The 26,957-nt window shown below is 44.4% G+C and carries 32 protein-coding genes; 6 read left to right on the top strand and 26 right to left on the bottom strand.

From position 1 onward, the window contains the following. Together trpB and trpA are read left to right on the top strand one after the other, a co-directional pair. Positions 1-1,200, top strand: a complete 1,200-nt coding sequence (gene trpB / locus A4E24_RS00965) for a tryptophan synthase subunit beta (RefSeq protein WP_292350913.1) — start codon at positions 1-3, stop codon at positions 1,198-1,200. Then, positions 1,197-1,976, top strand: a complete 780-nt coding sequence (gene trpA / locus A4E24_RS00960; RefSeq protein ID WP_292350912.1) for a tryptophan synthase subunit alpha — start codon at positions 1,197-1,199, stop codon at positions 1,974-1,976. Before trpB ends, trpA begins: the two co-directional genes overlap by 4 nt. A gap of 42 nt (positions 1,977-2,018) precedes the next feature. Here trpA and ftsY read toward each other — a convergent pair whose 3' ends face one another. The 11 genes from ftsY to A4E24_RS00905 all read right to left on the bottom strand — a co-directional run bounded on the left by ftsY (position 2,019) and on the right by A4E24_RS00905 (position 8,402). Continuing rightward, positions 2,019-3,161 carry a signal recognition particle-docking protein FtsY gene (gene ftsY, locus A4E24_RS00955; protein WP_292350910.1) on the bottom strand — a complete coding sequence of 381 codons (1,143 nt, stop codon included), beginning with the start codon at positions 3,159-3,161 and terminating at the stop codon, positions 2,019-2,021. Positions 3,162-3,194: 33 nt separating this feature from the next. Next, entirely contained in the window at positions 3,195-3,629 is a 435-nt protein-coding gene (gene pfdA / locus A4E24_RS00950) for a prefoldin subunit alpha (RefSeq protein WP_292350908.1), read from the bottom strand. Positions 3,630-3,632: 3 nt separating this feature from the next. Continuing rightward, on the bottom strand, positions 3,633-3,809 hold the full coding sequence (gene rpl18a, locus A4E24_RS00945) for a 50S ribosomal protein L18Ae (RefSeq protein ID WP_292350906.1): 177 nt from the start codon (positions 3,807-3,809) through the stop codon (positions 3,633-3,635). Positions 3,810-3,840: 31 nt separating this feature from the next. Further along, positions 3,841-4,503 carry a translation initiation factor IF-6 gene (locus A4E24_RS00940; protein ID WP_292350982.1) on the bottom strand — a complete coding sequence of 221 codons (663 nt, stop codon included), beginning with the start codon at positions 4,501-4,503 and terminating at the stop codon, positions 3,841-3,843. A 45-nt stretch (positions 4,504-4,548) separates the two neighbouring features. After that, positions 4,549-4,815 carry a 50S ribosomal protein L31e gene (locus tag A4E24_RS00935; RefSeq protein ID WP_292350904.1) on the bottom strand — a complete coding sequence of 89 codons (267 nt, stop codon included), beginning with the start codon at positions 4,813-4,815 and terminating at the stop codon, positions 4,549-4,551. Positions 4,816-4,828: 13 nt separating this feature from the next. Then, positions 4,829-4,984 (bottom strand): 50S ribosomal protein L39e, encoded by a 156-nt coding sequence (locus tag A4E24_RS00930; protein WP_292350902.1) that lies wholly within the window; start codon positions 4,982-4,984, stop codon positions 4,829-4,831. A gap of 136 nt (positions 4,985-5,120) precedes the next feature. Further along, positions 5,121-5,717, bottom strand: coding sequence for an alpha hydrolase (locus tag A4E24_RS00925; protein ID WP_292350901.1), 597 nt, complete (start codon positions 5,715-5,717; stop codon positions 5,121-5,123). A 9-nt stretch (positions 5,718-5,726) separates the two neighbouring features. Continuing rightward, positions 5,727-6,077, bottom strand: a complete 351-nt coding sequence (locus tag A4E24_RS00920; RefSeq protein ID WP_292350899.1) for a DNA-binding protein — start codon at positions 6,075-6,077, stop codon at positions 5,727-5,729. Between the two features lie 68 nt (positions 6,078-6,145). Then, positions 6,146-6,595: a 30S ribosomal protein S19e gene (locus tag A4E24_RS00915; protein WP_292350898.1), complete on the bottom strand. Its 450-nt coding sequence runs from the start codon at positions 6,593-6,595 to the stop codon at positions 6,146-6,148. A gap of 133 nt (positions 6,596-6,728) precedes the next feature. Further along, positions 6,729-8,000: an adenylosuccinate synthase gene (locus tag A4E24_RS00910; protein ID WP_292350897.1), complete on the bottom strand. Its 1,272-nt coding sequence runs from the start codon at positions 7,998-8,000 to the stop codon at positions 6,729-6,731. A gap of 45 nt (positions 8,001-8,045) precedes the next feature. Then, positions 8,046-8,402, bottom strand: coding sequence for a hypothetical protein (locus A4E24_RS00905; RefSeq protein WP_292350895.1), 357 nt, complete (start codon positions 8,400-8,402; stop codon positions 8,046-8,048). Between the two features lie 139 nt (positions 8,403-8,541). Here A4E24_RS00905 and A4E24_RS00900 point away from each other — a divergent pair, with 139 nt between their 5' ends. Then, positions 8,542-8,814, top strand: coding sequence for a hypothetical protein (locus A4E24_RS00900; RefSeq protein WP_292350893.1), 273 nt, complete (start codon positions 8,542-8,544; stop codon positions 8,812-8,814). Between the two features lie 159 nt (positions 8,815-8,973). Here the strand turns inward: A4E24_RS00900 and A4E24_RS00895 are convergent, their stop codons facing one another. Then, the gene (locus A4E24_RS00895; protein ID WP_292350892.1) at positions 8,974-9,807 is read right to left on the bottom strand and encodes a CPBP family intramembrane glutamic endopeptidase; all 834 of its coding nucleotides are present in this window, start codon (positions 9,805-9,807) and stop codon (positions 8,974-8,976) included. Continuing rightward, on the bottom strand, positions 9,807-10,718 hold the full coding sequence (locus A4E24_RS00890) for a DUF1616 domain-containing protein (RefSeq protein ID WP_292350890.1): 912 nt from the start codon (positions 10,716-10,718) through the stop codon (positions 9,807-9,809). Before A4E24_RS00890 ends, A4E24_RS00895 begins: the two co-directional genes overlap by 1 nt. Positions 10,719-11,062: 344 nt before the next feature. On the opposite strand from A4E24_RS00890, the gene A4E24_RS00885 reads away from it, so the two are divergent. Next, the gene (locus A4E24_RS00885; protein ID WP_292350888.1) at positions 11,063-11,404 is read left to right on the top strand and encodes a hypothetical protein; all 342 of its coding nucleotides are present in this window, start codon (positions 11,063-11,065) and stop codon (positions 11,402-11,404) included. Between the two features lie 573 nt (positions 11,405-11,977). Here A4E24_RS00885 and arsB read toward each other — a convergent pair. Next, a complete protein-coding gene (gene arsB / locus A4E24_RS00880) occupies positions 11,978-13,162 on the bottom strand; it encodes an ACR3 family arsenite efflux transporter (RefSeq protein WP_292350886.1) in 1,185 nt (394 codons plus the stop codon). Between the two features lie 172 nt (positions 13,163-13,334). Here arsB and A4E24_RS00875 point away from each other — a divergent pair, with 172 nt between their 5' ends. Next, positions 13,335-13,670, top strand: a complete 336-nt coding sequence (locus A4E24_RS00875; protein ID WP_292350884.1) for a helix-turn-helix transcriptional regulator — start codon at positions 13,335-13,337, stop codon at positions 13,668-13,670. Between the two features lie 37 nt (positions 13,671-13,707). Here A4E24_RS00875 and A4E24_RS00870 read toward each other — a convergent pair whose 3' ends face one another. Both A4E24_RS00870 and lysA read right to left on the bottom strand, forming a co-directional pair. Then, positions 13,708-14,949, bottom strand: coding sequence for a UDP-N-acetylglucosamine--N-acetylmuramyl-(pentapeptide) pyrophosphoryl-undecaprenol N-acetylglucosamine transferase (locus A4E24_RS00870; protein WP_292350882.1), 1,242 nt, complete (start codon positions 14,947-14,949; stop codon positions 13,708-13,710). A gap of 270 nt (positions 14,950-15,219) precedes the next feature. Then, positions 15,220-16,482, bottom strand: a complete 1,263-nt coding sequence (gene lysA, locus A4E24_RS00865) for a diaminopimelate decarboxylase (protein WP_292350880.1) — start codon at positions 16,480-16,482, stop codon at positions 15,220-15,222. Positions 16,483-16,633: 151 nt separating this feature from the next. Between lysA and bcp the strand changes: the two genes are divergently transcribed. Next, a complete protein-coding gene (gene bcp / locus A4E24_RS00860; protein ID WP_342765361.1) occupies positions 16,634-17,113 on the top strand; it encodes a thioredoxin-dependent thiol peroxidase in 480 nt (159 codons plus the stop codon). Between the two features lie 202 nt (positions 17,114-17,315). On the opposite strand, the gene A4E24_RS00855 is transcribed toward bcp, so the two are convergent. The 10 genes from A4E24_RS00855 to A4E24_RS00810 form a co-directional block, all read right to left on the bottom strand. Beyond that, the gene (locus A4E24_RS00855; protein WP_292350877.1) at positions 17,316-17,933 is read right to left on the bottom strand and encodes a V-type ATP synthase subunit D; all 618 of its coding nucleotides are present in this window, start codon (positions 17,931-17,933) and stop codon (positions 17,316-17,318) included. 20 nt (positions 17,934-17,953) lie between these two features. Continuing rightward, entirely contained in the window at positions 17,954-19,336 is a 1,383-nt protein-coding gene (locus A4E24_RS00850; RefSeq protein WP_292350875.1) for an ATP synthase subunit B, read from the bottom strand. A 1-nt stretch (position 19,337) separates the two neighbouring features. Next, positions 19,338-21,074 (bottom strand): ATP synthase subunit A, encoded by a 1,737-nt coding sequence (locus A4E24_RS00845; protein WP_292350874.1) that lies wholly within the window; start codon positions 21,072-21,074, stop codon positions 19,338-19,340. Beyond that, positions 21,065-21,367, bottom strand: coding sequence for a V-type ATP synthase subunit F (locus A4E24_RS00840; RefSeq protein ID WP_292350872.1), 303 nt, complete (start codon positions 21,365-21,367; stop codon positions 21,065-21,067). Before A4E24_RS00840 ends, A4E24_RS00845 begins: the two co-directional genes overlap by 10 nt. Next, entirely contained in the window at positions 21,367-22,446 is a 1,080-nt protein-coding gene (locus A4E24_RS00835) for a V-type ATP synthase subunit C (protein ID WP_292350871.1), read from the bottom strand. Before A4E24_RS00835 ends, A4E24_RS00840 begins: the two co-directional genes overlap by 1 nt. 7 nt (positions 22,447-22,453) lie before the next feature. Further along, positions 22,454-23,005, bottom strand: coding sequence for a V-type ATP synthase subunit E (locus tag A4E24_RS00830; protein ID WP_292350870.1), 552 nt, complete (start codon positions 23,003-23,005; stop codon positions 22,454-22,456). 48 nt (positions 23,006-23,053) lie between these two features. Further along, a complete protein-coding gene (locus A4E24_RS00825) occupies positions 23,054-23,290 on the bottom strand; it encodes a V-type ATP synthase subunit K (protein ID WP_292350868.1) in 237 nt (78 codons plus the stop codon). A gap of 4 nt (positions 23,291-23,294) precedes the next feature. After that, positions 23,295-25,241: a V-type ATP synthase subunit I gene (locus A4E24_RS00820; RefSeq protein WP_292350866.1), complete on the bottom strand. Its 1,947-nt coding sequence runs from the start codon at positions 25,239-25,241 to the stop codon at positions 23,295-23,297. Then, positions 25,234-25,560, bottom strand: coding sequence for an ATP synthase archaeal subunit H (gene ahaH, locus A4E24_RS00815; RefSeq protein WP_292350864.1), 327 nt, complete (start codon positions 25,558-25,560; stop codon positions 25,234-25,236). Before ahaH ends, A4E24_RS00820 begins: the two co-directional genes overlap by 8 nt. A 209-nt stretch (positions 25,561-25,769) precedes the next feature. Beyond that, entirely contained in the window at positions 25,770-26,954 is a 1,185-nt protein-coding gene (locus A4E24_RS00810) for a radical SAM protein (RefSeq protein ID WP_292350862.1), read from the bottom strand. Positions 26,955-26,957 lie beyond the last annotated feature (3 nt).

Genomic DNA, 26,957 nt, shown 5'->3' with positions numbered 1-26,957 from the left:
ATGCAAAAGCCTACTTATGGGAGGTTCGGTGGCCAGTTCGTGCCCGAAGTGCTGATGCCGGCATTGAATGAACTGGAAGAGGAATACGAGCGATACAAGGAGGATCCCGAGTTTCTCCGGGAGCTGAACTACTATCTTACGGAGTTCGCAGGGCGCAGCACACCTCTGTACCATGCAAGGAACCTTAGCAAGAAATATGGTACAAAGATATACCTCAAACGTGAGGATCTGGTGCACGGCGGTGCTCACAAACTTAACAACACCATTGGGCAGGCACTGCTTGCCAAATACATGGGCAAGAAAAGGATCATCGCTGAAACTGGAGCCGGACAGCATGGCACTGCAACTGCTATGGCAGGGGCTAATCTTGGATTTGAGACTGTTGTATATATGGGTGCAAAGGATGTGGAAAGGCAGAGAATGAATGTGTATCGCATGGAACTTATGGGTACAAAGGTGCATCCTGTGAGGTCCGGATCCATGACCCTGAAAGATGCGATAAATGAGGCTCTGAGAGATTGGGTGACGAATGTGGAAAATACACACTATCTTATCGGCTCCGTCGTGGGGCCCCACCCTTATCCGATGATCGTGAGGGACTTCCAGAGCGTGATCGGCACGGAAGTCAAACAGCAGATCATGGAAAAGGAAGGAAGGCTTCCTGACTCCATTGTTGCCTGTGCAGGCGGGGGAAGCAACGCCATGGGTATATTCCATCCCTTCATAGAAGATACTGATGTGAAGCTCTTACCGGTGGAGGCGGGAGGTTGCGGCATGCAGGTGCAGGGGAAGACCGCAATGCATTCTGCTTCCCTTGGAGCGGGCGAGGAGGGGATCCTGCAGGGTGCAAGAACGCTTATCCTGCAGGATAAGTACGGACAGATCCTTGAATCTACATCTGTATCCGCAGGACTGGATTACTCCGGGGTGGGACCTGAGCTTGCTCATCTGGCAGAGACAGGCAGAATTCAGCCCGGCAGTGTCAATGATAAAGAAGCTCTGGATGCGTTCCATGAGCTTTGCAGGCTTGAGGGTATAATCCCGGCGCTGGAATCATCTCATGCACTGGCTTACATAAAGAAAATGGCAGATACCGGTGAACTTGGGGATCTGGTGGTGGTGAGCCTGTCCGGAAGAGGGGACAAAGACCTTGAGACCGTATTGAAGGTAAAAACAACTGCCAGCGAGGAGAAATTATGAGAATAGCAGATAAGTTCCGTGAACTGAAAGCAAAGAATGAGAAAGCCCTCATTGTTTATGTCTGTGCAGGAGATCCCAGTTCAGAAGACACTGGAAAATATGTGCACGCACTTGTAAAGGGTGGAGCTGACATAGTGGAACTGGGCTTGCCTTTCTCAGACCCTGTGGCAGACGGACCTACGATCCAGGCTGCATCTGACAGGTCTCTGGAAGCCGGTATGAACCCGGACGTCTATTTTGAACTTGCTGCATCCATTAAAGAGCAAGTGCCACTGGTATGCATGACATACTATAACCTCATCTTCAGAAGAGGTGTGGAAACATTCGTGAAGGACTGTGCTGCATCAGGCATCACCGGCATAATAGTGCCTGATCTGCCCATAGAGGAAGCCGAAGATATCCTCAAAGCCTGTAAAGCACATGGTGTTGACATGATATTCATGGTAACTCCTGTAACGGACAGGGACAGGATGCAGAAGATATTCAGTAAAGGTTCAGGATTCTTATATATAGTATCCCGCCTGGGAGTCACAGGAGCCCGTGCTGATGTGGCAAGGTCCACAAAGGAGATCCTGGAGAAAGTTAACACAACCCTTCCCAGGGCAGTTGGGTTTGGTATCTCCAATGGAAAGCAGGCTGCAGAGGTGATAGCAGCAGGTGCTGATGCCGTAATAGTGGGATCGGCCTTTGTGAACATCATAGCTTCCCAGGACAATGTGGAAGAAAGATTGGAACAATTATCCAGGGAACTGAAGACCGGATGCAGTGGCCAATAGGCTGCTGCACCATTTTAAAAAATCATATAAAATAAGATCATATCACTCAAAGATCTGATCCACGAACCACTTAGGATCGAACTTCTTCAGATCATCGTAACCCTGACCCATGCCTAAGAACAGGATAGGTTTGCCCGTGATATATGCAATGGATATAGCAGCGCCTCCTTTGGCGTCTGCATCCGTCTTGGTTAAAATGGAACCGTTTATGGGCACGGCTTCGTTGAACTGGGCTGCCCTCTCTACGGCATCGTTGCCTGCTACGGCCTCGTCCACGAAAATAATAAGATCTGGAGCACTTACCCTGCAGACCTTCTTGAGCTGTTCCATGAGATTGAGGTTGGTGTGCATACGGCCTGCAGTATCTGAAAGCACTATATCGGCCTTATGGGCTTTAGCATATTGCATCGCATCGTAAACAACTGCTGCGGGGTCGCCGCCTTCCTGATGCCGGATCACTTTTACGCCTACCCTGTCACCATGTATCTGCAGCTGGTCGATGGCACCTGCCCTGAAGGTGTCACCTGCTGCAAGGACTACGGAATATCCCATGTCCTTGAAACGTTTTGCGGCCTTAGCGATGCTGGTGGTCTTTCCGGTGCCGTTGATGCCAACAAAGACAATGTGCACTGGCTTCCTGGCATTTCTGACATAATCATCAAGGTCAAAGATATTTGCACTCATCACATCATATAAAGCATTGCGTAAAGCCTGCTCAACAATATCAGTGGTATCCTTACCGATCTTCCTGCGGGAGCCTACAAGCTCGGATCTCACAGCCTCCGTAATAGCTTCCGCAACAGTAAGAGCAATATCGCTTTCTAGCAAGGCGATCTGGAGATCCCACAGAGGTTCTTCCAGGTCCTTCTCGTCCAGAATGAACTCGCGCTCAAAGACCAGAGCCTTTGCCTTGCTTATAAGGCCGGTCTTCTTTTGCTCCTGGGATCTGGAAGCTTTTGTATCTAAATTCTGATCTGATACAAAAGCCTTCTGCGGTTCTACCTCATCGATAGTAATTTCGCTTGCAGTATCAACTAGAGGCTGCTGCTCTGTTTCTGAGGGAGAAACAAAAGGTATTTCCGCTACTTCTTCCTGAACAGGCTCCACAGGAACGGCCTTTTCATCGATCTGCTTGCCGAGACTTTTTGTAAAGCCGCTGAGCTTTTCTTTTAGTTTATTGAACATACGATCAACTCTGCGGAAATGACAGAAAAAAAATCACTGGGTGCCTGACTGTACACCCTGCTGCAGTGCGGCTACCTGAGCTTCGATGGACTGCATACCCTGAGCCAATTGTCCGAGAGTGGTATTCATCTTTTCCAGTATCTTATCAAGCTCGCTCTTACGTCTCTGAAGAATTTCCTTTGCTTCAGGAACGGATTTCTCGATACTGATACCAGCCCCAACATTGACCACTACTTTATCGATCATATCGAGGTTAGCATAGACGAATGAACCGGACCCAATAGGAACCATGGTCTGAGCACCTGCCCTCTCTTTTTCCAGCTCCTCAATGGTAGCGATGGCCCGCTGGCAGTCCTGTGCAGACAGACTTACCATGCTAATCTGCTGCTGTAAAGCTTCTGCTCTGCGCTGATACTCACGGTGCTGCATCAAGAGGCTGCGGGGGTCCGTGTCATTCATCTCTGCCATGGATCATGCCTCAGCAATACTTTCTATCTTTACAAACATCCTTTTAATGCCATGCTTGCTGCCAAAGAGAGAATATACCTTATCCTCTGCATTTTTCTCATTCTGGCTAACAACTTGCTTGGTGAATTTTTCCCATTCACATCCGGCTTTGAACTTCCCTTTAACAACAAAGTCCTTCATATCGATCACCCATATATAGATTGAAATATTCTTACTCTTTCGCAATAAAACCCAGAGCACCCTCGATCCTGCCCAGCTCATAGCCGGTGGTCTTTGAACCTGCCACATACCCTTTGGAATTTGCCAGCAGGCCTGAGCCTACCATCGGAGTGCCGTAATTGGTAGTTCCCACATCCACAGGCAGTTCAAATATATCTTCAAGGAATGCCAGCTCCTGCGCAGTGGCCCTGGGATGCACAAGCAGTCCCTTGTTTGTTGCCGTCCCGGCCATACCTACTGTTTTCAGACCTGCGATAGTACCCCTGTGCACATCCACTTTCAAGGTTTGCGCAATGATATCTATAGATTTGTCAGACAGATCCGGGTGGACAAGAGCAGCTGAATCGTTGGATAGAACAATATTTCCAACTGCATTCAACTTATCAGGAAGACCCGATATAGTAAGACCTATACCTTCCAAGCCCTCAACAAAACCACCTCTGGGAACAATAAATCCATTTGAATTGCCCCTTATCATAGAGCCGACCACACTGCTCTGGCTCATTATGACCTCAAGTACCTGAACATGTAAATTGTCAGCTATAAAGTCCTTGGCATTTGCTTTTGTGCCACACGGCACCAGAGCAACATCTTCCGTACAAGTTGCGAAAACCCCGATCACAGGGGTATCCATTATATCCAGAGTAGGGATCATCATTCCAATGTACTTCGCTTTCTGAAATAAGATAGGGTAGCAGTTTCAGGCAAGTTCTGCCTCTACCACTCCATCTTCAAACTTCGCAGCACGTACCCTTATAAAGGATGGGGGCTTCTGCATACCTCTTTCCCACACTTTCTCATTAATGGTCGCGTGCAACTTTACCTGATCGGATCCTACCTTCATGTGTTTTGTAAGGTAATTCCTTATGAGCGTCATAGCCTTATCCGCCCTTCTGTACCTGGGTAGTTCTTTTATTGAACGCAGGGGGATCGTATAGACCTGCTCTTTAACTGCATCTTCTGCCATCATCATCACCTACTTACTTCGCATCCAGATCGCTTCTTCTCCAGCTTCTCCTCTTTGGATGACCTACAACCTTTCTGGAGGTCTTGATAATCACCCAAGTTGGAACCCTGTGGTTCTGCCTGTGTGCTTTTGCAAGCCTAATTTTTTGTCCTTTAGTATTCTGGCTCACTTGTCTCACCTATCTATGGAATCATAAATCGAATAAGATGTATATCAAAGTTTGGCTTTATTGTAGATTTTGCTGTGTTTATAGATATCCGTTTAAGATATGTATTGGATATGTATTGTTCACTCGCGATAATATATTAGCTCTTACGGCCAATGACATGAGACTGAACATGAGAGGGAAAAAGCTTCCCGATCATATTTTCACCATGCCTTTGACGTATGATCTCACGCAATTCCGTTTCATAATCTGCTTTTAGGACCTCTGAACTTTGGCCTTCCTCTATTATCAGATGTTTATTTACCAGAAGATCAACAGCAGATCTGCCGTATCCCTTTAGCGGACATATATACATTATACCTGACCTGTCCTCTATGCTGCGGGACTGACCAATGGTCAATACGGGAACACGGTCATCCCTGCGCACTCCATCAATAACTGCTGAAACATCCTTCTCGTAAGCAAGCCGTTCCACAGCCATGTAATGGATATGGTTTATGGCGCTTCTGGGGAAACCATCCCTTAGAAGGAAACCATAGGCCTCTTCCAGCACCTGCCTGTCAAGTTCAAGGGTCCGGTGGGGAAAACCGAGCCTTTCAGCCGCTTTTCTGGCAACCTCGCCCACAGGGAGCACACCGAAGGTACAGGTCACCAATTCTATTTCAAAGAACGGCTCAAGCAGTATAGCCGACAGAGAACTGTCCTTTCCACCGCTGAAAAGAACTGATGCTTTCATGACCTATTATTATACCCTCGTGATAGTGGTCTTACGCTTCTTGGGCTGCATTTGGGCCAACAGAGCTTTCAATTTCTCATCTGTTATCTGAGACTGCAGACGCCCATTCTGTGCAAGCATTATTAACTGGGACTCCAGCTGTTCCACTAGTTCGGGCCTGGACATTTTCAGTGTAGTCAGACGTTCTCTTGCCTCTGGAGTGAGGATCTGCCGAAGGATAGATTGCTTCTTAGCCTCCAGTTCGGCTTGCATCTGTTCCTGCTGATAAGCAGCCTGGATGTCAGGATGCATTTGGGCAGCCTGCTGGTGCTGTAACTGTTCAAGTCTCTTTCTGCGGATATCCTCAAGTTCACCTGCCATGCAATCACCCGTGAATATACTATCAGTTTACAGGAATGTACTAATTCGATCTGCCACCGACTGTTATCTTAGTATTTGGCAAGTCCTGGGATCTTCTCTAATAGTGCCTGCTTGACCTCATATGCAGTATTGTCCAGCATGGATTGACCAGCTGGGGACACTATACGACCACTTTTCAGTGAGCGAACAAAGCCTGCTGCTTCGAGCTGTTGTGCAGCTTCTCTGGCAATGGAGCCGCTTCCCTTAGCCTTTCTGTGGGGTTGGGAACCCATGTCTTTTTTACCTCCGTAGACAGACCGCAGCCTCTCTACGCCGATAGGACCATCGGTATAAATAGTCCTTAACACAGCAGCACAGCGAATGTACCACCAGTCACTATTCGTTGGAGCAAGCTCCTTGTGAGCACCGGTCTTAACATAGGCCGCCCATTCAGGAGGTTTTACATGCTCGTTCTCCTTCAACTTTTCTGCTACCTTAGAGATCAGGTCACTTGCAGGAACATCATATAACGTAGTCATTCTATTCTCCCTGGATTAGATAATAAATTTTCAGATAATTGGACTCAGCATCTGGAAACTTAGATACGGTGGAGTATTGGTTTTAAACTCTCAGTTAGTATATACGCTTTTCGGCAGAAAGGAAAGGAAACAGTTATTTTTTGAAGGTCTGTTCCCTTCCCGGACCCACTGAGATATATTCTATGGGAATTCCTATCTTTTCCTCAAGATATGCCACATACCTGCGGGCAGCACCCGGCAGGTCGGAGAACTGGCGCACATGAGTAAGATCACCGGACCACCCTGGCAATTCCTCATAAATAGGAACACACCGGGCAAGTTCACCAGTGAGCTCAGGAGGATAGTCCATGAACTTACCATTAAGTTCATATCCGACACAGATCTTCAGCGGATCAATATCAGAAAGCACATCAAGCTTTGTAAGAGCAAGTTCCGTATAACCATTGAGAAAAACAGCCTTCTTTACCAGAGGCAGGTCAAACCAGCCGCAACGTCTTGCCCGGCCAGTGGTGGTACCGAACTCCCTTCCAACTTGCTGGAGCTGTTTTCCCACATCATCCTTCAGTTCAGTTGGCAGCGGACCTTCACCTACACGAGTGATGTATGCCTTGACTATGCCCAGCACATTATCCACCTTTGTGGGCCCAACTCCCAGATTAGCACATGCAGAGCCGGCAATAGTACTGGAAGAAGTGACAAATTTCTGAGTCCCATGAGTCACATCGAGATGTGTTCCCTGTGCACCTTCAGCCAGCACATTTTTGCCTTCTTCCAATGCTTTGTTGATCTCCAGAGATACATCCGTTACGTAAGGTGCAAACTTTTGACCCAGTGAAACATAGAGATCTATTGATCTACTATCCATGACAACGGAGGGATCTCCTCCAAGCTCCCGAATAGAACTTTCCTTCTGGGAAGCCAGTTCCCCGATCCTTGCAAGGAACTTTGCCTTGTCTGCAAGGTCAGCTAATCTTATCTCATCTCTTGCAACCTTGTCTATATATGCAAAGCCTATACCTTTTTTAGTGGTTCCTATCTTCTCAGAGCGACTCGACTCTTTCAGACCGTCGAGTTCAATGTGATATGGCATGATAATACTGGTCTTAGCATCTATACCAAGCTTTTCAGGACCAATATGGATCCCCCCCTTGGCGAGCATTTCCAACTCCTGTGCCAGAGACAGAGGATTCAGGACCGTACCAGGACCTATGAGCACTCTGGAATCAAGCAAAAAACCTGAGGGTATCAGATGCAGTTTGTAGATAACGTCTCCCACTTTAACAGTGTGGCCTGCATTATCCCCTCCCTGGAATCTGACCACAAGGTCGTACTTATCAGAAATCAGATCAACGATCTTCCCTTTGCCTTCATCACCAAACTGAGCACCTGTAATGATTGTGAACATAGGATGCAGATGAACGTCGATACATAATAATTTTGTGATGCAGATTTATATTTCCTCGTCGAATACTAGCATCCGCGTACCTTCGTCAAAAGGATCATTATCACTCTTACTGCAGCGCAAAGTACGTGCATTGCCCATATCAAGCAAAGTATCAATAAGTTTTTCAGCCAGATTAAGTGTTACATTGAACTCTGACTCCAGCATGTAAATTGCATCCTGTCTTTTGATCGAGAAATTACAGGAATTGGATCTGCGAGGAGATGTACATGAACTATAGAACTCACACCTTTGGACCCTGGAACTGTTCTTAAAGTGTACAGCAAGGCCATGCCATGAATAAACGTTGTGCATGCCTTTGATACCATACAGATTCGATTTGCTCTTATCCTGTACATCGGGCATAATAAAGAATATATAAATTAACTATAAATAATTGTGTATAGATATTGAATCTGGTACAAAAAGAATTACAAAAATTACTATAATGCCATCGGATACTAGAAAAGGTATATATACTGATAAGGAATATGGACAGGACAATATGTTGATATCTATAGCATCTGCAGCGTTAGTTAGCGCAGTGGCGTCCGTCACCACAAATGGTGCAGCCGCTTCGATGACTACAGCAATGGGATTACCCGAATATGGAGCTCTTGCAGTCCTTGCATTGGTTGTGCTACTCTGTGCAAAGCTAATGCTATCCGCATCCACAAGATGGAACAATATTATCAAGTGCTCACTGGATATGAGCATCATACCACTGCTGATCTCTTTTGCCGCTATAGTGATTTACAAGATCATAACAATAATCTGAAGAACATTGTCAATGAAATAGTGCTGCTGATACAGAATATTAAACGGGATAGTAGATCTCTTTGCAGCACCCTGCTTTTACTAAGTATTATAATTGTATTTGATACCCAGCTGCTCACTAAATTATATTATAATATGGTGAACAGCAGAGATCCATTTATCAGAGTATTCCAATCCCCGGCCCTAACAGGGGTATGAGGCTGAAAAGGAAGACGTTGACAAGACCATGGGTAAGAGCAACAAAAGGCAGGCTTCGGGTTTTAATGAACATATAACCCAGTATAAGACCTACCAGTGATGCAAAAAGGACACCAGAAACTGTACCATAAGCAGAACCCATAAGACCGAAAAGCAAGCTGGTAGCAATAAGCCCCACCGTGGTACCAAATAAGCCTTCAAGTCTGGTTTGAATAAGCGATCTGAACACGAGCTCCTCCACCAAACCTACACAAAAGACCATGATCAGGAAAATGTCCACCATATTATAGAACGACATGTTTGGCACAAGAGGAACAACAGGAACAATAAAGAACTCCGCTTCTGCTATCAGCAAACCGATCACAAATGAAAGAGGCAGGTAAAGAACAAATTTCTTGAAAGACAGACCAAGCTGTACCGGGGAAAAGCTCTGATGTCTTATTATAAGGAATATGGGTATAAACAAAGGTATATAGATATAGAAATATCGATATAAGACCATATCAGAGAATACTGGCATGGAGAAATTTATCAGCCTTAATAAAGGCAAGAGCATAAGAGCCTGCAGAGCCCACGCCACATATTTATCCTTTTGACTTACGGTGCTTATAGATACAGCGATAAGAACAAAAGTATGAAGTATGATCGCTTCCCGTCGCATTCCTGAGAACATGAGGAGTTCTGCAAACGCTATGAGTAAGATAGTAGCCAGAACAGGGCGTACCGACCTGGTGGCCAGATTGGAGGATCCAAGATCCTGCCGTTCTCCATTAAAGTTATCGTCATTAGGCTGCATTATACCCCTCGCGTTACATTGACCCATAGATGAAGGTCCCTATAAGGAACAGTTAGGTCATCGTTCTTGAAGAGCAGGAACTCTAATTTCATGTTATCTCCAACAGAATTTGGGGTGAAAGCCACTGGCCTCTCCCAAGTAGCATTGTGTTCCAGAGTAAAACTCTGCACATTGGATGGAATTGAAAGCGAATCATTGTTTAGCCTGATATCCATTGTATATTTAACACGCTCATATTCGTGATTGACCACACCTATGATCACCTCGCCATTATCGCCCATAGTATACTGAGTTGTATAATTGTCCGCCTTGCCATCCATACCAAGTATATAGAATTCGGTGAACTTTTCACCCTGTTTAGGAGTAATTACAACATATGTAAGTGCCACCACTGATGCCAGTACCGAGATCACAAGAATGATAGTAAGAATACGGTCCAACCGGGATTCTGGTTGCTCGCTCAGAGGGGCTTTTAAAGATCCATACACCTCACCTGAAGACACTGAAAATGCCTTGTCCGAAGGAAGATGAGCTCTCCTGTAAACAGCAACTGCACACATAAAGAGAGTAAAGACCGATAAAGAGATCAATATTGGAATAAGCCTTATACCCCAGGGTGTGTAGTTTAGCCCAAGACCTATCAGCGGTACTACGGCAATACTCAGACCGAAACCCAGCGCGAGACGTTCAATGCCATCGAGATCATCCTTTGCCGGAAAAAGAGCGGCTATTAAAGCATATCCTGGCAGGAATAGCACCATAGGCAGACCCAGCACCGTACGGATAGGAGTGGATGCCAGCTCCGGTATTAATATGAATAGGTCCGTAAGCAATACAAGAGCGACAACAATAGGAATGTCAATAGAATTTTTCCTTTTATTTGGCATGGCTATCCCTGTGATGTAATTCATAGTAATTGAATGTTTCTAACAGAGTTTTAATAAAGATATCTAAATGGTTGCATAGAGAGGACTATTTACTCATTAGACTTATTATATTATTTGAATTTGCTCTTCCTTGAACAATGGACAAAATTGAAACGTAATATAACTAAGGATCGTTTTGCTTCTAAACATTCCATTATATTTATATGAGAATTAAACCTATTCTTATCTAAATGGAAATACAAACTTGAGTTACTAAAATGGTTACAGATTTGTCCTATATGGATACGTTTCCATTTATGACGGTGTAGTTCTGGCATGGCCTGAACAGTGAACCTGAGTTTTTCTGAAATATAGAAGGGGTTTCATACATGGATAAAATAACAAAAGTTGGTATCCTTGGTGCAGCTGCCCTCATAGGTGCAGGATTGGCAGCATTGTCTGAAGAGAGAATAAGAGAGTTCGTTAAGGAAAAGGTTGATACCGGTGCCCTGAGCAAAGAGGAGGGAAAGATGCTGGTGGAAGACCTGGTCAAAGAAACAAAAAAACAGAGGCTTGACCTGGAAAAGAACATTGTCGAAAAGATCCGGGCTACTGTCCTGAAAGCCGACAAAGAGCTCGCGAACCTGGAGGACAGGATTGCCGAAACAAAGATCCAGGAACTTGAAGCGGAACTTGAAAGGATGAAAAGCCTTCGCAAAACTGAAAAATAAGGATTGATGCCTTGCAAAAAGGCAATTATTACCTTCCCTTTTTTAAAGTATCGGGAAGATCTCATTTTTCATTAGTATTCTTATCACTATAATTGCATGTGCTTCAAGATAATGTTCCATTCCTTGCTTTTTAGACAGTAAATAGGGTCCTTTTGAAATAACATTCAAATGGAGGATTTACTGAGGCTATTTTTAGCTGTAAGCAGTCAATAAAACCTCCCCCATAAAAAGTACATCTTAATAATTGATTAATTACGCAAATCAGGATCTATTTAACTCTAATACGCGAATAAAGTATTAAGAATCCTTTAATGGCTACCTATTGATATACAGGCTAATGTTACTGTTTTTTTAAATATCTAAGTCTAAATAAATAGAGGATGAATGTACTACTAAAAGAGAAATAAGACAATAATTGAGAGTAAAATGAAAAATAAACTTGTTTTGTGATGTACATTTGAAGGGGGAATATGGATTGGTACTAAGATAGAGAAAATAAGTTCTATTTATCCTAGAAATGAGTTCTATTTTCAAAGGGCCCTAACAGTAAAGTAAGTTTAAAAAAGGTCGGTATCAGGTAGCAAACCAACCTTTTGTCCTCAGGCATATCTTTACCAGCATCAACATCACAGGCACTTCTATAAGCACACCCACTACAGTTGCAAGCGCAGCACCTGATGAAAGACCGAATAGGATCGTTGCGGTTGCAATTGCGACCTCAAAATGATTTGATGCTCCGATCATAGCCGAAGGAGCAGCATCTTCGTAGCTCAGATGCAGACCCTTGGAGAGCACATATCCCAGCAGAAAGATGAATGTCGTCTGGATGAACAGCGGAATAGCTATCCAGAGGATGGTAAGCGGTTGTACGAGAATGGTCTCTCCCTTGAAGCTGAACAACAGGATGAGTGTGATCAACAGAGCTATGATGGTCACAGGGGTAAGAAGGTGAACAAAACTTGTGTTGAACCATGCTTCGCCTTTGCTCCGTATGATGATTTTTCTGGAGATATAGCCAGCTGCAAGTGGCAGAGCTACATATACACCTATGGAAAGAACCAATGCCTGCCACGGCACCGGAAGTTTTCCCACTCCAAGCAGGAAGCCTCCCAAGGGACCGTATAGGAACAGCATTGTAAGAGAATTGATCGCTACCATCACAAGAGTGTGAGCATCATTGCCCCTCGCAAGAAAACCCCATACTAGCACCATGGCAGTACACGGAGCGATACCCAGAAGGATACAACCTGCCAGATAACTGCGCCACAGAGGTATTTCAAGCATTTTCACACCATCCGCCATCACTACAGTACCTTCACCATAGGTTGCGCCTACTGGCAGATCAAGACCAAAAGGCATTTTAACAAGGTCTGTTGCCTCCGGCCCGATAAAACCCAAAAAAAGCGTGCCCAGGAAAAAGACTGAGATGATATACATCGTAAAAGGCTTTATTGCCCAGTTGATGAACAGAGTAAGACCCACGGGTTTGAAGTGCTTCCCGGCTTTAAGCACCTCTCCAAAATCGATCTTCACCATGATGGGATACATCATGAAGAACAAACAGATGGCTATAGGTATCGAAACTACAGGCGCTTCACCGACATAGATGGACAGGCTGTCCAGATATAAAGCTACACCAGGAGCAAATCTCCCAAGTAGTATACCTGCAATGATACAAAGAACTACCCATATAGTAAGATACTTTTCAAAAAAACCGAGACCTTTGGGCTCTTTGGTAATGCATGCTTCTGTTACCATATCTAAGCCTCCTTTTTCTGATGAACATTTGGTTATATTTTGCTCAGGATTTCAAGTGAAACTAAAAATCTCCAACATTTATTATGTAATCTGCAGATATAACAATACAACTTCGATATCAAAACATGTTGATATGAACGCTTATATAGAATTCGGTTTTCTCTACAATATTATGAAATGTTGCCCTGTTGACAAAAACCTCAAGAAAGAATGGGAGCATGAATTGGAAAGTGAAGCAAGCATAGATGAAAATGAGATCAATGAACTATGTAATGTATTCAAAGTACTAAGCAGTCCCATCAGATTGAAGATCGCTTATCACCTTATGAAACAAGATTACTGTGTTGCAGCATTAGTTTATGTGTTAGGGGAAAAGCAGAACCTTGTTTCTCACCACCTGGGTATAATGAAAGAGAATGGGGTTGTTGATTCCTATAAAAGTTCCAGGTACACATATTACAGATTAAAACCTGAAGTATGCCTCATGCTGAGCAGCCTGAGAGATTAACAAGAAAAATGAAAAATTGCTAAGACCAGTAAATGGATCAGTCAGACTTTTCATCGCTCTGCGAAAAGCCAGTTCGAAGCTTACGGTCCCAGTTCTTTGTTCTTCTGAGAGGTGCAGGGATCCATGACCTTCTTTTCGGACCATGATCAAGGGATACAGCACAAGACTCCAGCAATTTACAGATAGCCTTTGCGCCATTCAGCTGTTCTGACAACTGTCGCATAAATCGTGCCTTCTCTACAAATTTCCCATTGTACACTATATCTTTGATATACATGAGTATTTCATCAGGAGAAGCAGAATAATCAAGACAGTACCCCAGTTCGTTTTCCGCTATTACTGAGGCATTGTTCTGCTGCTCTGTATGGTCCTTGTCAGGAAAGGAGAGCACAGGAATACCAAAGCTCAGGGTTTCCATCAAAGTGCTGTGACCTCCCGGAGCAATAATGACCTGAGAACTTTTAATATATGGGAACTGATCACTGATGAACTTCAGTATACGTACATTAGGGGGTAATTGCGTAAATTTAGCAGGGTCCACGCTCGGACCTGCAAGCAAAGTATAGTGGATCCTGGGATCCATCTCAGCTGCATTGATGACTTTTTGAAAAAGGGGTTCCCTGTAACCAAAACCACCTATTGTTGAAAGCACATGCGGATGTTGCACCTGTGCAGGCTCAACATCCTCAGAGGACTTGCCCACAGCAGGACCGCTATAAAAAACTTTTTTCATCAACTTATTATCAAAACTTATATTTTTTCTGCATATAGTATAGGGCATGGGATAATCCGGAATGATCATACCATCAACGATCCTGAAAACCCCCTGATAGAATTGCTTTACCAGTTCGCCAAGAAGTCTGCCGGAAACACCTTTGTTAATAAAGAATTCTTCCATATTGGACTGGTTCAGCAGGATATAAGATGGTACATGTATAGATTTTGAAGCCAGTATCCCGGTAAAATAGCTATCAGATAGCACAACATCAGGCTTGAGGCTTCTGATGAGATCTTTAAGGAGCAGAATACCCCTAAATCTACCTTTTTTCACTGTTTCAAAGATAGAAGCTTTTAGATCAAGTTTTCCAGCCTCACCCACGAGAGTGATCTCTGAAGGAATGGTACTGACCATATATCCTTTTCTTTCGATCAGCTCCTGGGAATATCCATACGCACCAAAATGAACTACATGCCCTGCAGCTACAAGCTCTTTGGCAATGGCGATGCAACGGCTTGTATGCCCAAGACCTTCCCCGCAAACAAGTATCAATATTCTCATAAAAAGAACCCTTTGAAATATACTTATGTAAATGAGCAGTTCCAGGATCTTTTTTAGTGGCCCTGTATATAAGACTCACCTCAGTGAAAGGAAAAGAAGATATTTATTTATTCTGGCAGATGTCACCGATCAAAAACATAAGCATGCTGCATGAGGGTTAGTAAAGATGCTCATTATACTTTCAACCTCAGAGATGTGTGATCTTTGGCAGAAGATACAGAATGGAAGATATAAAAGTGCTGGAAATTCATATCCAGCATAAACTGCAGTTTAACTAAAACTATTTATACTATCCATATCCAGCGTCGCAAAATAGTCATCCACAGTTTCAGCCCTGCGGATCTGCACGAAGCTGCCATCTTGTCTTAACAGGATCTCTGCGGACCGGAGTTTACCATTGTAGTTGAAACCCATAGCATAACCATGAGCTCCGGTGTCATGGATGACCAGGATATCACCGCGCTTCACTTGCGGAAGCATCCTGTCGATGGCAAACTTGTCATTGTTCTCACACAGAGAACCCGTGACATCGTACTTGAACCGTGGCTCCTCGTTCTCCTTACCAAGAACGGTGATATGATGATATGCACCATATATCCCCGGCCTCATGAGATTTGCCATGGAAGCATCAGTACCTACATAGTCTTTATAGATGTGCTTCAGATGCCTGACTGTTGTGATAAGGTAGCCATAAGGTCCGGTAATTACACGCCCGCATTCAAGATATATCTTAAGAGGAGCCAAACCGCTCGCCTCAATGATCTTTGCATACTCCTCCCTGACACCTCTTGCAATGACATCATAAGGCACAGGCTCCTGCTCGGGACGGTATGGTATGCCAATACCTCCTCCCAGGTTCACGAACTCGAACCTTATGCAAAGCTCCCTGGAAATATCAGCTATGAGTTCAAAGAGTATCTTTGCGGTTTCTACAAAGTACTGTGGGTTCAACTCGTTGGATGCCACCATGGTATGCAGACCAAACCTCTTCACACCTTTATCCCTCATGTACCTGTAGCCCTCAAAGAGCTGCTCACGGGTAAAGCCATACTTGGCTTCCTCCGGTGTGCCGATTATTGCATTGCCTTCCTTAAGAGGGCCCGGATTATACCTGCAGCATACGAGCTCCGGCAGACCTGCCTCATCTTCCAGGAATTTGATGTGGCTGATATCATCGAGGTTTATTATGGCACCCAGTTCCTTTGCCTTTCTGAACTCCTCTGCCGGAGTATCATTGGAACTGAACATGATGTGTTCTCCCATGATCCCGGTCTTCTCTGCAAGCAATAACTCCGGCAAAGAACTGCAATCGGCCCCAAAACCCTCTTTCTTGAGGATCTTCATGATATAGGGGTTTGGAAGAGCTTTCACAGCAAAGAATTCCTGGAATCCCTCCAATATGCCGAAGGCTTCCTTGAGCCTGCGGGCGTTCTCCCGAATCCCTTGCTCATCATACAGGTGGAAAGGCGTGGGGTATTGTGCAACTATCTCCGAGATCGTTTCTTTTGTGAAAGGCAGTACTTTTGATACCATTTTCTACCCTCTAAGCCAAAAAGGCTGTATATGTATCGTCATATAGTGATAAACGGAATAAACTATACCTGCTTGGATAAATACTCATTGGAAAATCCATGATCAGTTCCTAATTATAAATAAAATAAGACCATATACAATGGAAGATACAATGTCTGAGAACTCGCTGTCAGAAGGCCAACAAGCTCCTTTGTTCTGTCTGCCCGACCAAGATGGAAAAGAGATATGTCTGAAAGACCTTAAGGGAAAATGGATCGTACTGTATTTTTATCCCCGCGACAATACAGCAGGATGTACTAAGGAGGCTCAAGACTTCACTTCCCTTAAAGCCGCATTTGAAGATGAAGGGGCAATGATCCTAGGCGTGAGCCGGGACAGTATGGCATCGCATCAGAAGTTCATTGAGAAAAAAGAACTTACAATCACATTGCTCTCTGACATGGAAATCACTGTGCATAAGCTGTATGATGTATGGCGCCTGAAAAAGTTCATGGGTAAGGAATCCATGGGTACTGTAAGAACAACATTCCTCATTGACACGGAAGGTAATATTACGAACATCTGGGATAATGTAAAGACAAAAGACCATGCTCAGAACGTATTAGAAAAATTAAGATCTATGAAAAAGTAGGAAAATTATCATCGAAGATCTAGTCTGCCCGTGAGATGTAAAAATATGAGGATATAACCCATAACCAATATAAACAGTGAGATGAACCAGGCCCACCTTAAAATCCGTGCCCGGTTATGGGGTTTCCCAAGTTCTGTAAAAAAACGATCGACCAAGTTGGGCCGATCATCTTCAGATTTTCCAGATCCCATATATGAGAATCTTATCCTTTGATCTTCTTGAGCCTGAAAGTGTTCTCTCTTTCCATCTCTTCAAGACGTAGTCTTATGAAGTCCATAGATTCCTGCAGTTCAGGAATTACCTTGAACTCAAGAGCATTTACACGGCGCTTGGTCTTTTCTATATCATCGAGCAGTTTCTTCATAGTGGTTTCGATCTCTGCTGCAACGATGATGTTCTCCACCAGTTTCTCATAGGCATCTGCGGCTTCATCGGTATAGGAACTGGTTCCCAATATACCATAGCCGCGTTCCTCTATGGATTTACGCACACTGGAAGACTCGATCTTAGGGACCACGACACCCATTATGTTCCGGCTTTCAAGTTCGATCTGGGGAATGTTCTGCAGGGCGAAAGCTGTGGATTTGACGGTAATTATACCGTCAACAGCATTTGCGAGACCTATCTTCTTATTGGCCACCTCATAGGCTTTGTCCAGCTCAGACCTGACATCCTTTGCTTTGCTCAAGATATCGAAGAACTCAAGGATCAAACCGTCCCTCTTCATTTTGAGCAGCTTGTGACCACTCTGAGATAGCTTGATCTTCTTTTTGAGCTCTATAAGCTCGGACCGCGTTGGTTTAATATCCTTTGCGCCCATGTTCTTTCACCAAGTTCCCTTTAGTTGCTCTTCTTGTGAGCGGGATGGTACTTGTCTATGAACTTGTTGTCTACTCTTGTGAGCAGCGCTTCAGGAAGCTCTGAAAGAATAGACCATGCAACGTTCAGAGTATCTTCGATTGATCTGTCCTCGTTCCTTCCCTGACGCACGAATCTGTCCTCGAAAAGATCTGCGAATTCAAGGATCCTCTGGTCCCTCTCAGACAATGCTTCCTTACCTACGATAGCCACCAGACCTCTCAGATCACGACCTTCTGCGTATGCTGCATACATCTGGTCTGAAACTGCCTTGTGATCATCCCTGGTCTTACCTGCACCGATACCGGAGTTCATAAGACGGGACAGAGAGGGCAGCACATTGATAGGGGGGTAGATACCTTTTCTGTGCAATTCTCTTGAAACCACTATCTGACCTTCGGTGATGTAACCGGAAAGGTCAGGAATGGGGTGAGTAATATCGTCACCGGGCATTGTAAGAATTGAGAACTGTGTGACAGACCCTTTCGTGCCTTTTATGACACCTGCACGCTCATAGAGGGATGCCAGATCGGTGTACATGTAACCAGGATAACCTCTACGTCCAGGCACTTCTTCACGGGCTGCACCCATCTGACGCAATGCCTCACAATAGTTGGTGATGTCCGTGAGGATAACAAGCACGTGCATATCATGTTGATATGCAAGATACTCAGCTGCTGTAAGAGCCATCCTTGGAGTAATGATACGCTCGACCGCAGGGTCATCTGCAAGGTTCAGGAACACCACTGCTCTTTCCAGTGCACCGGTCTTTTCGAAATCCTCCATGAAGTACTGCGCTTCCTCGTTGGTAATGCCCATTGCAGCAAACACTACTGCAAAAGCTTCTTCTGAGCCTGGCACCTTTGCCTGTCTTGCGATCTGCAGAGCGATCTCGTTGTGCGGAAGACCGGAACCTGAGAAGATAGGCAGTTTCTGGCCTCTTACGAGCGTGTTAGTTCCATCGATCGTGGAGATACCCGTCTGGATGAACTCCTCGGGGGGCATCCTTGAATACGGGTTCATTGAAGCACCGTTCACATCTATCCTGTCTTCCGGAACTATGCGAGGCCCGCCATCAAGAGGCTCACCGGAGCCTGAAAGGATACGACCCAGCATGTCCTTTGAAACAGGCAGCTTAATGGTCTCGCCGGTAAATACAACCCCTGATTCCTCATTAAGTCCGCCGGTACCTTCGAAGACCTGTACAGCTACTATGTCAGCTGATGTATCGAGTACCTGACCTCTTTTGGTGCTGCCATCCGGCAGGTTGATATTCACAAGTTCACCGTAACCCACTGGTTCGGTTTTCTCGATGAATATGAGAGGACCTGATATCTCTACTATAGTCTTATATTCCTTGGTCATTTTAATTGCCTCCGAGATCTGCGAACTCAGAATCCATCTTTTTCAGGACCGCATCAAGTGCTTTGTCGAAGTCTTCTTCGAATTTGACCTTTGCTAGTTCGTCCTTGGACTGAAGGGACAGAATATCCTTCATTGGAACACCTGCCGTAAGAGCAGTTGTTGCCATGTCACTGTACTTTGAAATTGCCTTCAGCAACTTGTACTGCTTATCGAATGAACAGTAAGTGTCCACAGGATGGTATGCATTCTGCTGCAGGAAGTATTCACGGATCATGCGGCATATTTCCAGGACCAGCTGCTGGTCCTCAGGAAGAGCATCCGAACCCACGAGCTGCACAATTTCCTGCAGCTCGGATTCGCGCTGCAACAGGTCCATTGCATTATCTCTGAGAGCGGTCCAGTCTGGAGCTACATTTTCAGCGAACCATCCTGATAGTGAGTTGCTGTAAAGACTGTAACTTGTCAGCCAGTTAATGGATGGGAAGTGCCTTCTTTGTGCAAGCTTAGCATCAAGAGCCCAGAAAACCTTCACGATACGTAAAGTGTTCTGTGTGACCGGTTCGGAGAAGTCGCCACCAGGTGGGGAAACTGCACCGATAACTGTAATGGAACCATTTACTCCTGCAAGGGATTTCACATAACCTGCCCTTTCATAGAATTCAGATAGCCTTGCTGACAGATACGCAGGATAACCTTCCTCACCAGGCATTTCTTCAAGCCTTGAGGAAATTTCTCTCATAGCCTCTGCCCATCTGGAAGAGGAGTCTGCCATAAGGGACACATCATATCCCATGTCACGGTAGTATTCAGCAATGGTGATACCAGTATACACAGATGCCTCACGGGCAGCCACCGGCATGTTCGAAGTATTTGCGATGAGCACAGTACGCTCCATCAGCGGACGGCCGGTCTTAGGGTCCTGCAGTTCAGGGAACTCATTAAGTACATCAGCCATCTCGTTCCCACGCTCTCCGCAACCTATGTAGACCACAATGTCCGTATCACTCCACTTAGCAAGCTGTTGCTGAGTAACTGTCTTTCCTGAACCGAATGGTCCTGGGATCGCAGCAGTACCGCCTTTTGCAACCGGGAAAAGTCCGTCGAGAATTCTCTGACCTGTGATAAGGGGAGTCTTAGGTAAGAGCTTCTTGCTTACTGGCCTTGGTGCTCTGACAGGCCACTTCTGCATCATCTGCAGTTCAGTGCCGTCTGCAAGAACACAAATAGTCTCATCAACAGTGAACTTACCGCTTTTTATTTCAGACACTGTACCTGATACTTTGGGAGGGACCATGATCTTGTGCTCGATGTTCTCGGTTTCCTGTACAAGACCGATAACTTCTCCACCTTTTACCTTATCCCCTATACTGACAACTGGTTTGAAATCCCATTTCTTGTCCCTGTCAAGTCCGTTGGCAGTTACACCCCTCTGAATGAAATCTCCCATTTTCTCCTGGAGAACCTTTAAAGGTCTCTGAATACCATCATAAATACTTTCAAGCAGACCAGGACCGAGTTCCACTGAAAGGGACATACCAGTATTCTCCACAGGCTCACCCGGCTTGATGCCAGATGTATCCTCGTATACCTGAACTGTGGCCTTGTCACCTTCGATCCTGATGACCTCGCCCATCAATCCTTCGTGACCAACCTTGACCACATCATACATCTTTGGCTTGATACCGATAATAGTAACGACTGGTCCAGCCACACGATAAATTTCACCTTTTATTTCCACAGATCTACACCTACCGATTGTTTTATCTTTTCCCTTAAATTCGAACTTTGACCACTACCTCCCAGAGTAACAACAGTCGGTTCAACAGATTCATTGATCGTGTTCCTCAACATCTCCGGTAGTTTGGACAGGTCATCTCCATGTAACACAAGTATTCCGATATCCCTATCCTCTAGCACCTTTTTTACAGTAGGTTCAAGTTCTACATGGTTATTAACTTCAAAGATCTTCTTAATTCCAGCCAGTCTGAATCCAGTGACAAACTCGCTGCTACCTACCACTGCAAGCTCCATCAGATCACCAACTGACTCTTTATTTCTTCATCACTTAGACCAACTGCCTTCCCACGAATGATTATACGCAGGTTGTTAACCTCATTCTCCTTACTCAGGATGTAATCCATGATAGGTACGATTGAAAGAGGATATACATGAGAAAAGCTTGCTGCTGTTTTCAGCCTAAGTTTCTTTAGCTTTGTTTCTACATCTGTAAGAGAATCCATGTTGGGCCCACAACAGTCAGATAATTCTTCCCAGTACGAGGTATTCTCCAGTTCCGTAAGGAAATCTTCAAAGGCAAGAGGCATCATTTTCTCGACTTCCTTATATTTCAGTCTGAGTCCGCCATCTAGGATCAGATCTGCCGTTTCCGGATCATTGACCTTGTATTTTTTAAGCCTGAACAATGTGATCAGGTTCTTCATGTCGATGTCAGTTCTGATGAATTTACTGAAAAGTTTTCTGTCTTTGGATTTTGGGTCCCCGATGGCTGTGAATAGGTCTTGATAATACTTCTTATCAAGGCGGTTCTCTATCACCGACAGGTTCGTACCATCATAATCCTTCAGAATAGATGCATATTCACTTGTCGACAGAGATGCGATGACATCCTCATAAGTGGGCTTTGCAGCCAATTCCGAAGTAAAAGTATAAGTAAGGCGACCTGCTGCAACAACTGCTTCAAGAATCTCATCGGTTGATGCACCACAATATTTTCCACGAAGGATTGTCTTGATGTTCCATATATCATATTTCTTTAAATATTCGGAGATAAGGAAATTAAGTTCACCTTCAGAAATACTGATAAGTTTGGTGAAGGTCACAGCAAGATTCCTGTTCAATGCATGTTCGATGAGGTCAACACCCTCATAAAACCTTGCAAGATAATCAACATCCTCTTTATATTCCAGCTCTCCGACAAATCTGGTGATCTCATCGATCTGCATATTTATGAGCCTAGGGTATGTTTCCTTGGGAAGTAACTTGCTTTTCATTGCACGGACACGTGCCGTGGTATATGCATAGTTGGAATTCCCTTGAGGCCGTGATTTCTGGGTACTCATTCCCCGCTTCAATCTCTGCAACAACCGCATTTAAGGATCACCCGAATAAGATGTCAGATGTCTGTTTCAAAAACTGCTCATTCACGCTTTTCAGGATCACATCATAAGTATAATCAAGACGGATAGTTCCATCTTCGTTCTCGATGACCACGCCGCCTGCACAGTTAATGTTACCAGCATATTCCAGTGAAGACAATTCCCGTACAAGTTTTTCCGATTTTGCATTGGAATAAATTCTCTTACCATTGGCTTCATTGTTTTTAAGGATAACTGTTAACAGTTCTTTGTCCTTGGCCTCAGGTAATGAAGATATTGCTTCAAAGGCACGGTCATACACTTCTTCGAGTATTCCCTTGCGTGCATTGAGCAAAGTGCGTTTCACTTCAAGATTGGCACTGGATATCTCTTGCTGCTTCATCATTTTGATATCATCTTCGGCTTTAGCAAGACTTTCGCCCATAATGCGCTTAGCTTCGTCTTTAGCGTCTACGACAATCTGTAAAACTTCTGAATCTGTTTCAGCTTTTATTCTGGACACTTCAGCATTAGCAGCATCCATGATATCTTTAACAACAGTTTCAAGTCCCATGCTCAACACCTTTTAAAAATTTAAGAGCAAATATGCTCTTAAATCGGCTTAGCTGATCAGCAGTGCAACTACCAGACCAAAGATAACGATGGTTTCTGGGATAACGGTCAATATAAGACCTTTACCAAAGAGAGCCTCGTTCTCTGCCATCGCACCCACTGCTGCACTACCAATATCCTTTTCTGCAAGACCTGATCCTATTCCGGTTAGTCCTACTGCAAGTCCTGCACCAATTGCCTTCAACCCTGCTGGGTCCATTACTGCTGCTGCTGTTTCTACTGCCATTTAATTATTCCTCCGTGTATTTTCTTATATATCCAAATGGATCATATTTACGTCCGCCACCCTCGTAGAACTTTCCGAAGAACTCTACGTACTGCAACCTCAAAGCGTGCAGTCCGGGGGCAATAATACTCAGGACAGTGTTTAAAGCATGCCCGAATATGAATACAAGTATTGCAAATACTGTCATAGGGCCGAATTTCTCAGGCCAGATCATCTCGAATGCGATCATATTGACAGTAGATGCAATATAGATAGAAGATAATCCTACAGCTATCAAACGAGTGTAGGATAAAGAGTTGCTTAGTAAAGAAGGTAATTCTACAGGCCCTTTGATGCCTTCGCCCTTAAGCAGCATCACAAAACCTGCTAGAAATACGATCACACCTGCGTATAGCATTATTGTAGGTAAAACTGCTATATAACCGAGAACTGTCAGAAGTATTCCAACTTCAATTATCATCCAGCTTCCTTTCTCAAAGAGCGCTGCAGAAAAACCATGTTTCTTGTTCTCGTTTATGAATCCTAGGATGTAACCAAAGTTAATATGGATCACGCCGATCAATACAGTCAGCACGATTAATGTCATAACGAGGTGCGTCCTGTGTATTGGATATGTGACCATCTCTCCGCCTATGGGGGAGGCAAAAAGATCGATGGTATTAAAACCTGGAATTAAACCAGCAACTACCTCTCCATGAGATGCGATACCTGCCAGCGGGAACCCGAAGAACTCTCCATAAAGGACACCAAAGATCAAAGTAGATATCTGACAATAGATAAGTATATCCATAAGAGGCTTTACTGCATCAGATCTTACTTTTTTCTTGATAAAGAAAGCAAGTGCCATAAGAATTAAAGCATAGCCAATATCACCAAGGATCATTCCATAGAACAGCGGAAAAGTGATGAATATAAGGCTTGTAGGGTCTATCTCCTTGTATCTGGGACGTGCATACAGATTCATGATCTCCTGCAAAGGCCTGACGATCTTGGGGTTGTCATACTCTACGGGAACTATTGGTTCCTGCTTATGCTCTATTTCCTGCTGTGTTACGAACACACGATCCTGGGTTGCTTTGGAAATAGCTCTTTCAAGCTTATTGTAACTATCTGAAGGAACCCATCCCTCAATGATGAAAGCGCTTTCAGAGGTTGCAATATGCAGGGGAGCTTCGGATTTATCGGTTTCTATGGAAAGCAGCTCATTGCTTGCCAGGATGAAATCCTTATATTTATCCTTAAGTGCTGTGATATCTGTATCTACAGCTTCTATCTGCTTGAGAAGGTCTGTCCTTTCTGCATCGATCATTGAAATGATTCCTGCAGGCATACCGTTCTGATCAGGGACTTTAAGTTCCCGGTACTCAAGATCAGAAAGAGCTTTAGAAACATCTTCTGCATACCTTTTGGGCACGAAAAGCACGATAGTTCCTGATTTAGGATCCGAGAACAACTCGTACGACCCCGTTATGCCGGATATCTCATTCTCAATATTCCCCTTTGCAACACCGGGAAATACGGCCAGACTTTCATACCCATGGTACAGGTCAAGATCAAGAGGAATATCTACAAAGGGCAACAAGTCTTTTTTTATGGATTCGATCTCCTTAACACGGGTCTCCAGTGCATTCTTCCTATCGATACTTGTGGACACTTCCTTGTCCAGTAGTTCAAGAGTCGAATCCAGATTATCAGAAAGAGCCACAACTTTTTGTTTTCCGATAGATTCGTTCTTAACTTCCAAAAAACTGGCTATTGACCTGATCTTGATCAACGTCTTTGAAACATAATCTACATCACCAAATGGCTTGCCGATCTTAAGGCCAGAATCGTCCTCAATATAATCCTCTATCTGAAATAGGTTTACCTTGTGAAGAGCATCGATAGTTTCTTCAAGGAGAGCTTTGTGGCCTACTATTAAAGCACGACTCATTTGTCTTGGCTTAAGCATGGACCGCCCTCTCAAATTCTTTAATGAGATTCTCTACTGCCCTATCGACTTTCGCCTTTGCATCCTTAGCAATAATGTTTGCTTCCTCTTTACCTTGTTCGACAATTTTTTGCTTTTCGGAAGCAAGCTCATGTTCTGCAGATCTGAGAGTGCTCTGAGCCGACTTATGAGCATCCACCTCAGCCTGTTTTATTATCTCTCTGGCCTCAACACGGGCTTTGGAAATGCGATCATTCTTCTCCTTAATGGCGTCTTCCACCATATCCCGCGCATTGGTTTCTGCTTGTTTGATTTCTGATAAGATTTTATCTTTGGCCATGCATAATCCTCATGCAAAGGTGATTACTAATTCGTTTAATGTGATAAGATACCCACTGTAATTATAACTTTGAATATAAAGTATTCGGTTTCATGAGCCCTCCCCGACGTGAATATTATATAATTAGAATTATGAATGATTTGCGGTATTCAAGTGAAAAGGGTATCAGAGGATGATATCCCAATATAAAGGATAACATCCTTTTTCTTTTAAGGCCTATCAAGCCTTAATGGCAAAGTGGCATCTTTGGGGATAACATGAATGTATTTTTGCCTGAATCTCTGGTCCCGCATCCTGCAAAAATCTGCATTCTTCCTGTACGCTTCATGTTGCCCCATCCGCTTCCAGATTGCATCCAGCCCTTCCTCCGTTATGTTCCCAAAAGAGAAAGGCGTATAAGCACAGGGAAGAACATCTCCTCCCGCTGTGACATGCATCCATCTTCTGCCAGCGAAACAACCGAACTGATCAGGTCCCATGAAATATGGAAGAGCTGTCACCCTTGGACCGCTTGGCTTTGTGTTCTTTTCCTTCTGGAACCTTCCCAGCATCTTCACGTCTGAGTCTGAAATTACCTCATCCTCGTGTTCCAGCCAGCGCCCAACTGCAACGATCTCATAGATGGACAATTCATGCATGCCCAGGTTTTCAGCAAGCCCGTAGAAATCCTCAAGTTCATCAATATTATGAGGTGAAACAACTACGAACATATCAGCTAACATGCCAGCTCCCAAAGTGCTCTTGATACCCTGTAGACTGTCCTTAAAAGCCCCCTCACGCCCTCGAACCCGGTCATGTTCCTCTTCCCGGGGACTATCAATACTTATATGGGTGGCATAAAGACCTGCAGCCTTCAGATCCTTCGCCCTTTCTTCTGTAAGCCTGAAACCGGAAGTAAAGCAGGTAACAATAGCTTTGTTCTTGTCCACGGCCTTTACCATTTCAGGGAGATCATTACGCATCATGGTCTCGCCACCATCAATGGAAATATGGTATGAACCAAGTTCAATCGCCTGCGATACTGTACTGTTGATCTGCTCAATGGTAAGCTCGGTCTTTGTAACAATATCAGCAGCTCCACAGTGTATGCAATTATTAGGGCACCTGGAAGTCACGCCAATGGAAAACTGGTCAGGAACCCTTTTTTTGAGTATCGAGCTTATTTCTGCACTGATTAACCTGTTGAACACATCACCCGGTATAGGAGGTACCCACGTTGAAAAAACAATGTTCTGCTCATCGGCACATATAGGCTTCTCTTCCTGAAAGATACCATTGATCCTGCTGATAATTGGTTTAGCAATAGGATTTAATGGCCCTTCACTTTCAAGCACTACTTTTCCATTCTCGATACCAGCATCTATTCTGATAACCGATCTATCGTATACTCGCATCCG

It is taken from the genome of Methanomethylovorans sp. PtaU1.Bin093, from assembly GCF_002067275.1.
GTDB lineage: Archaea > Halobacteriota > Methanosarcinia > Methanosarcinales > Methanosarcinaceae > Methanomethylovorans.
Note: the sequence above shows the minus strand (reverse complement) of the source record. Positions and strands in the feature narration are given on the sequence as shown.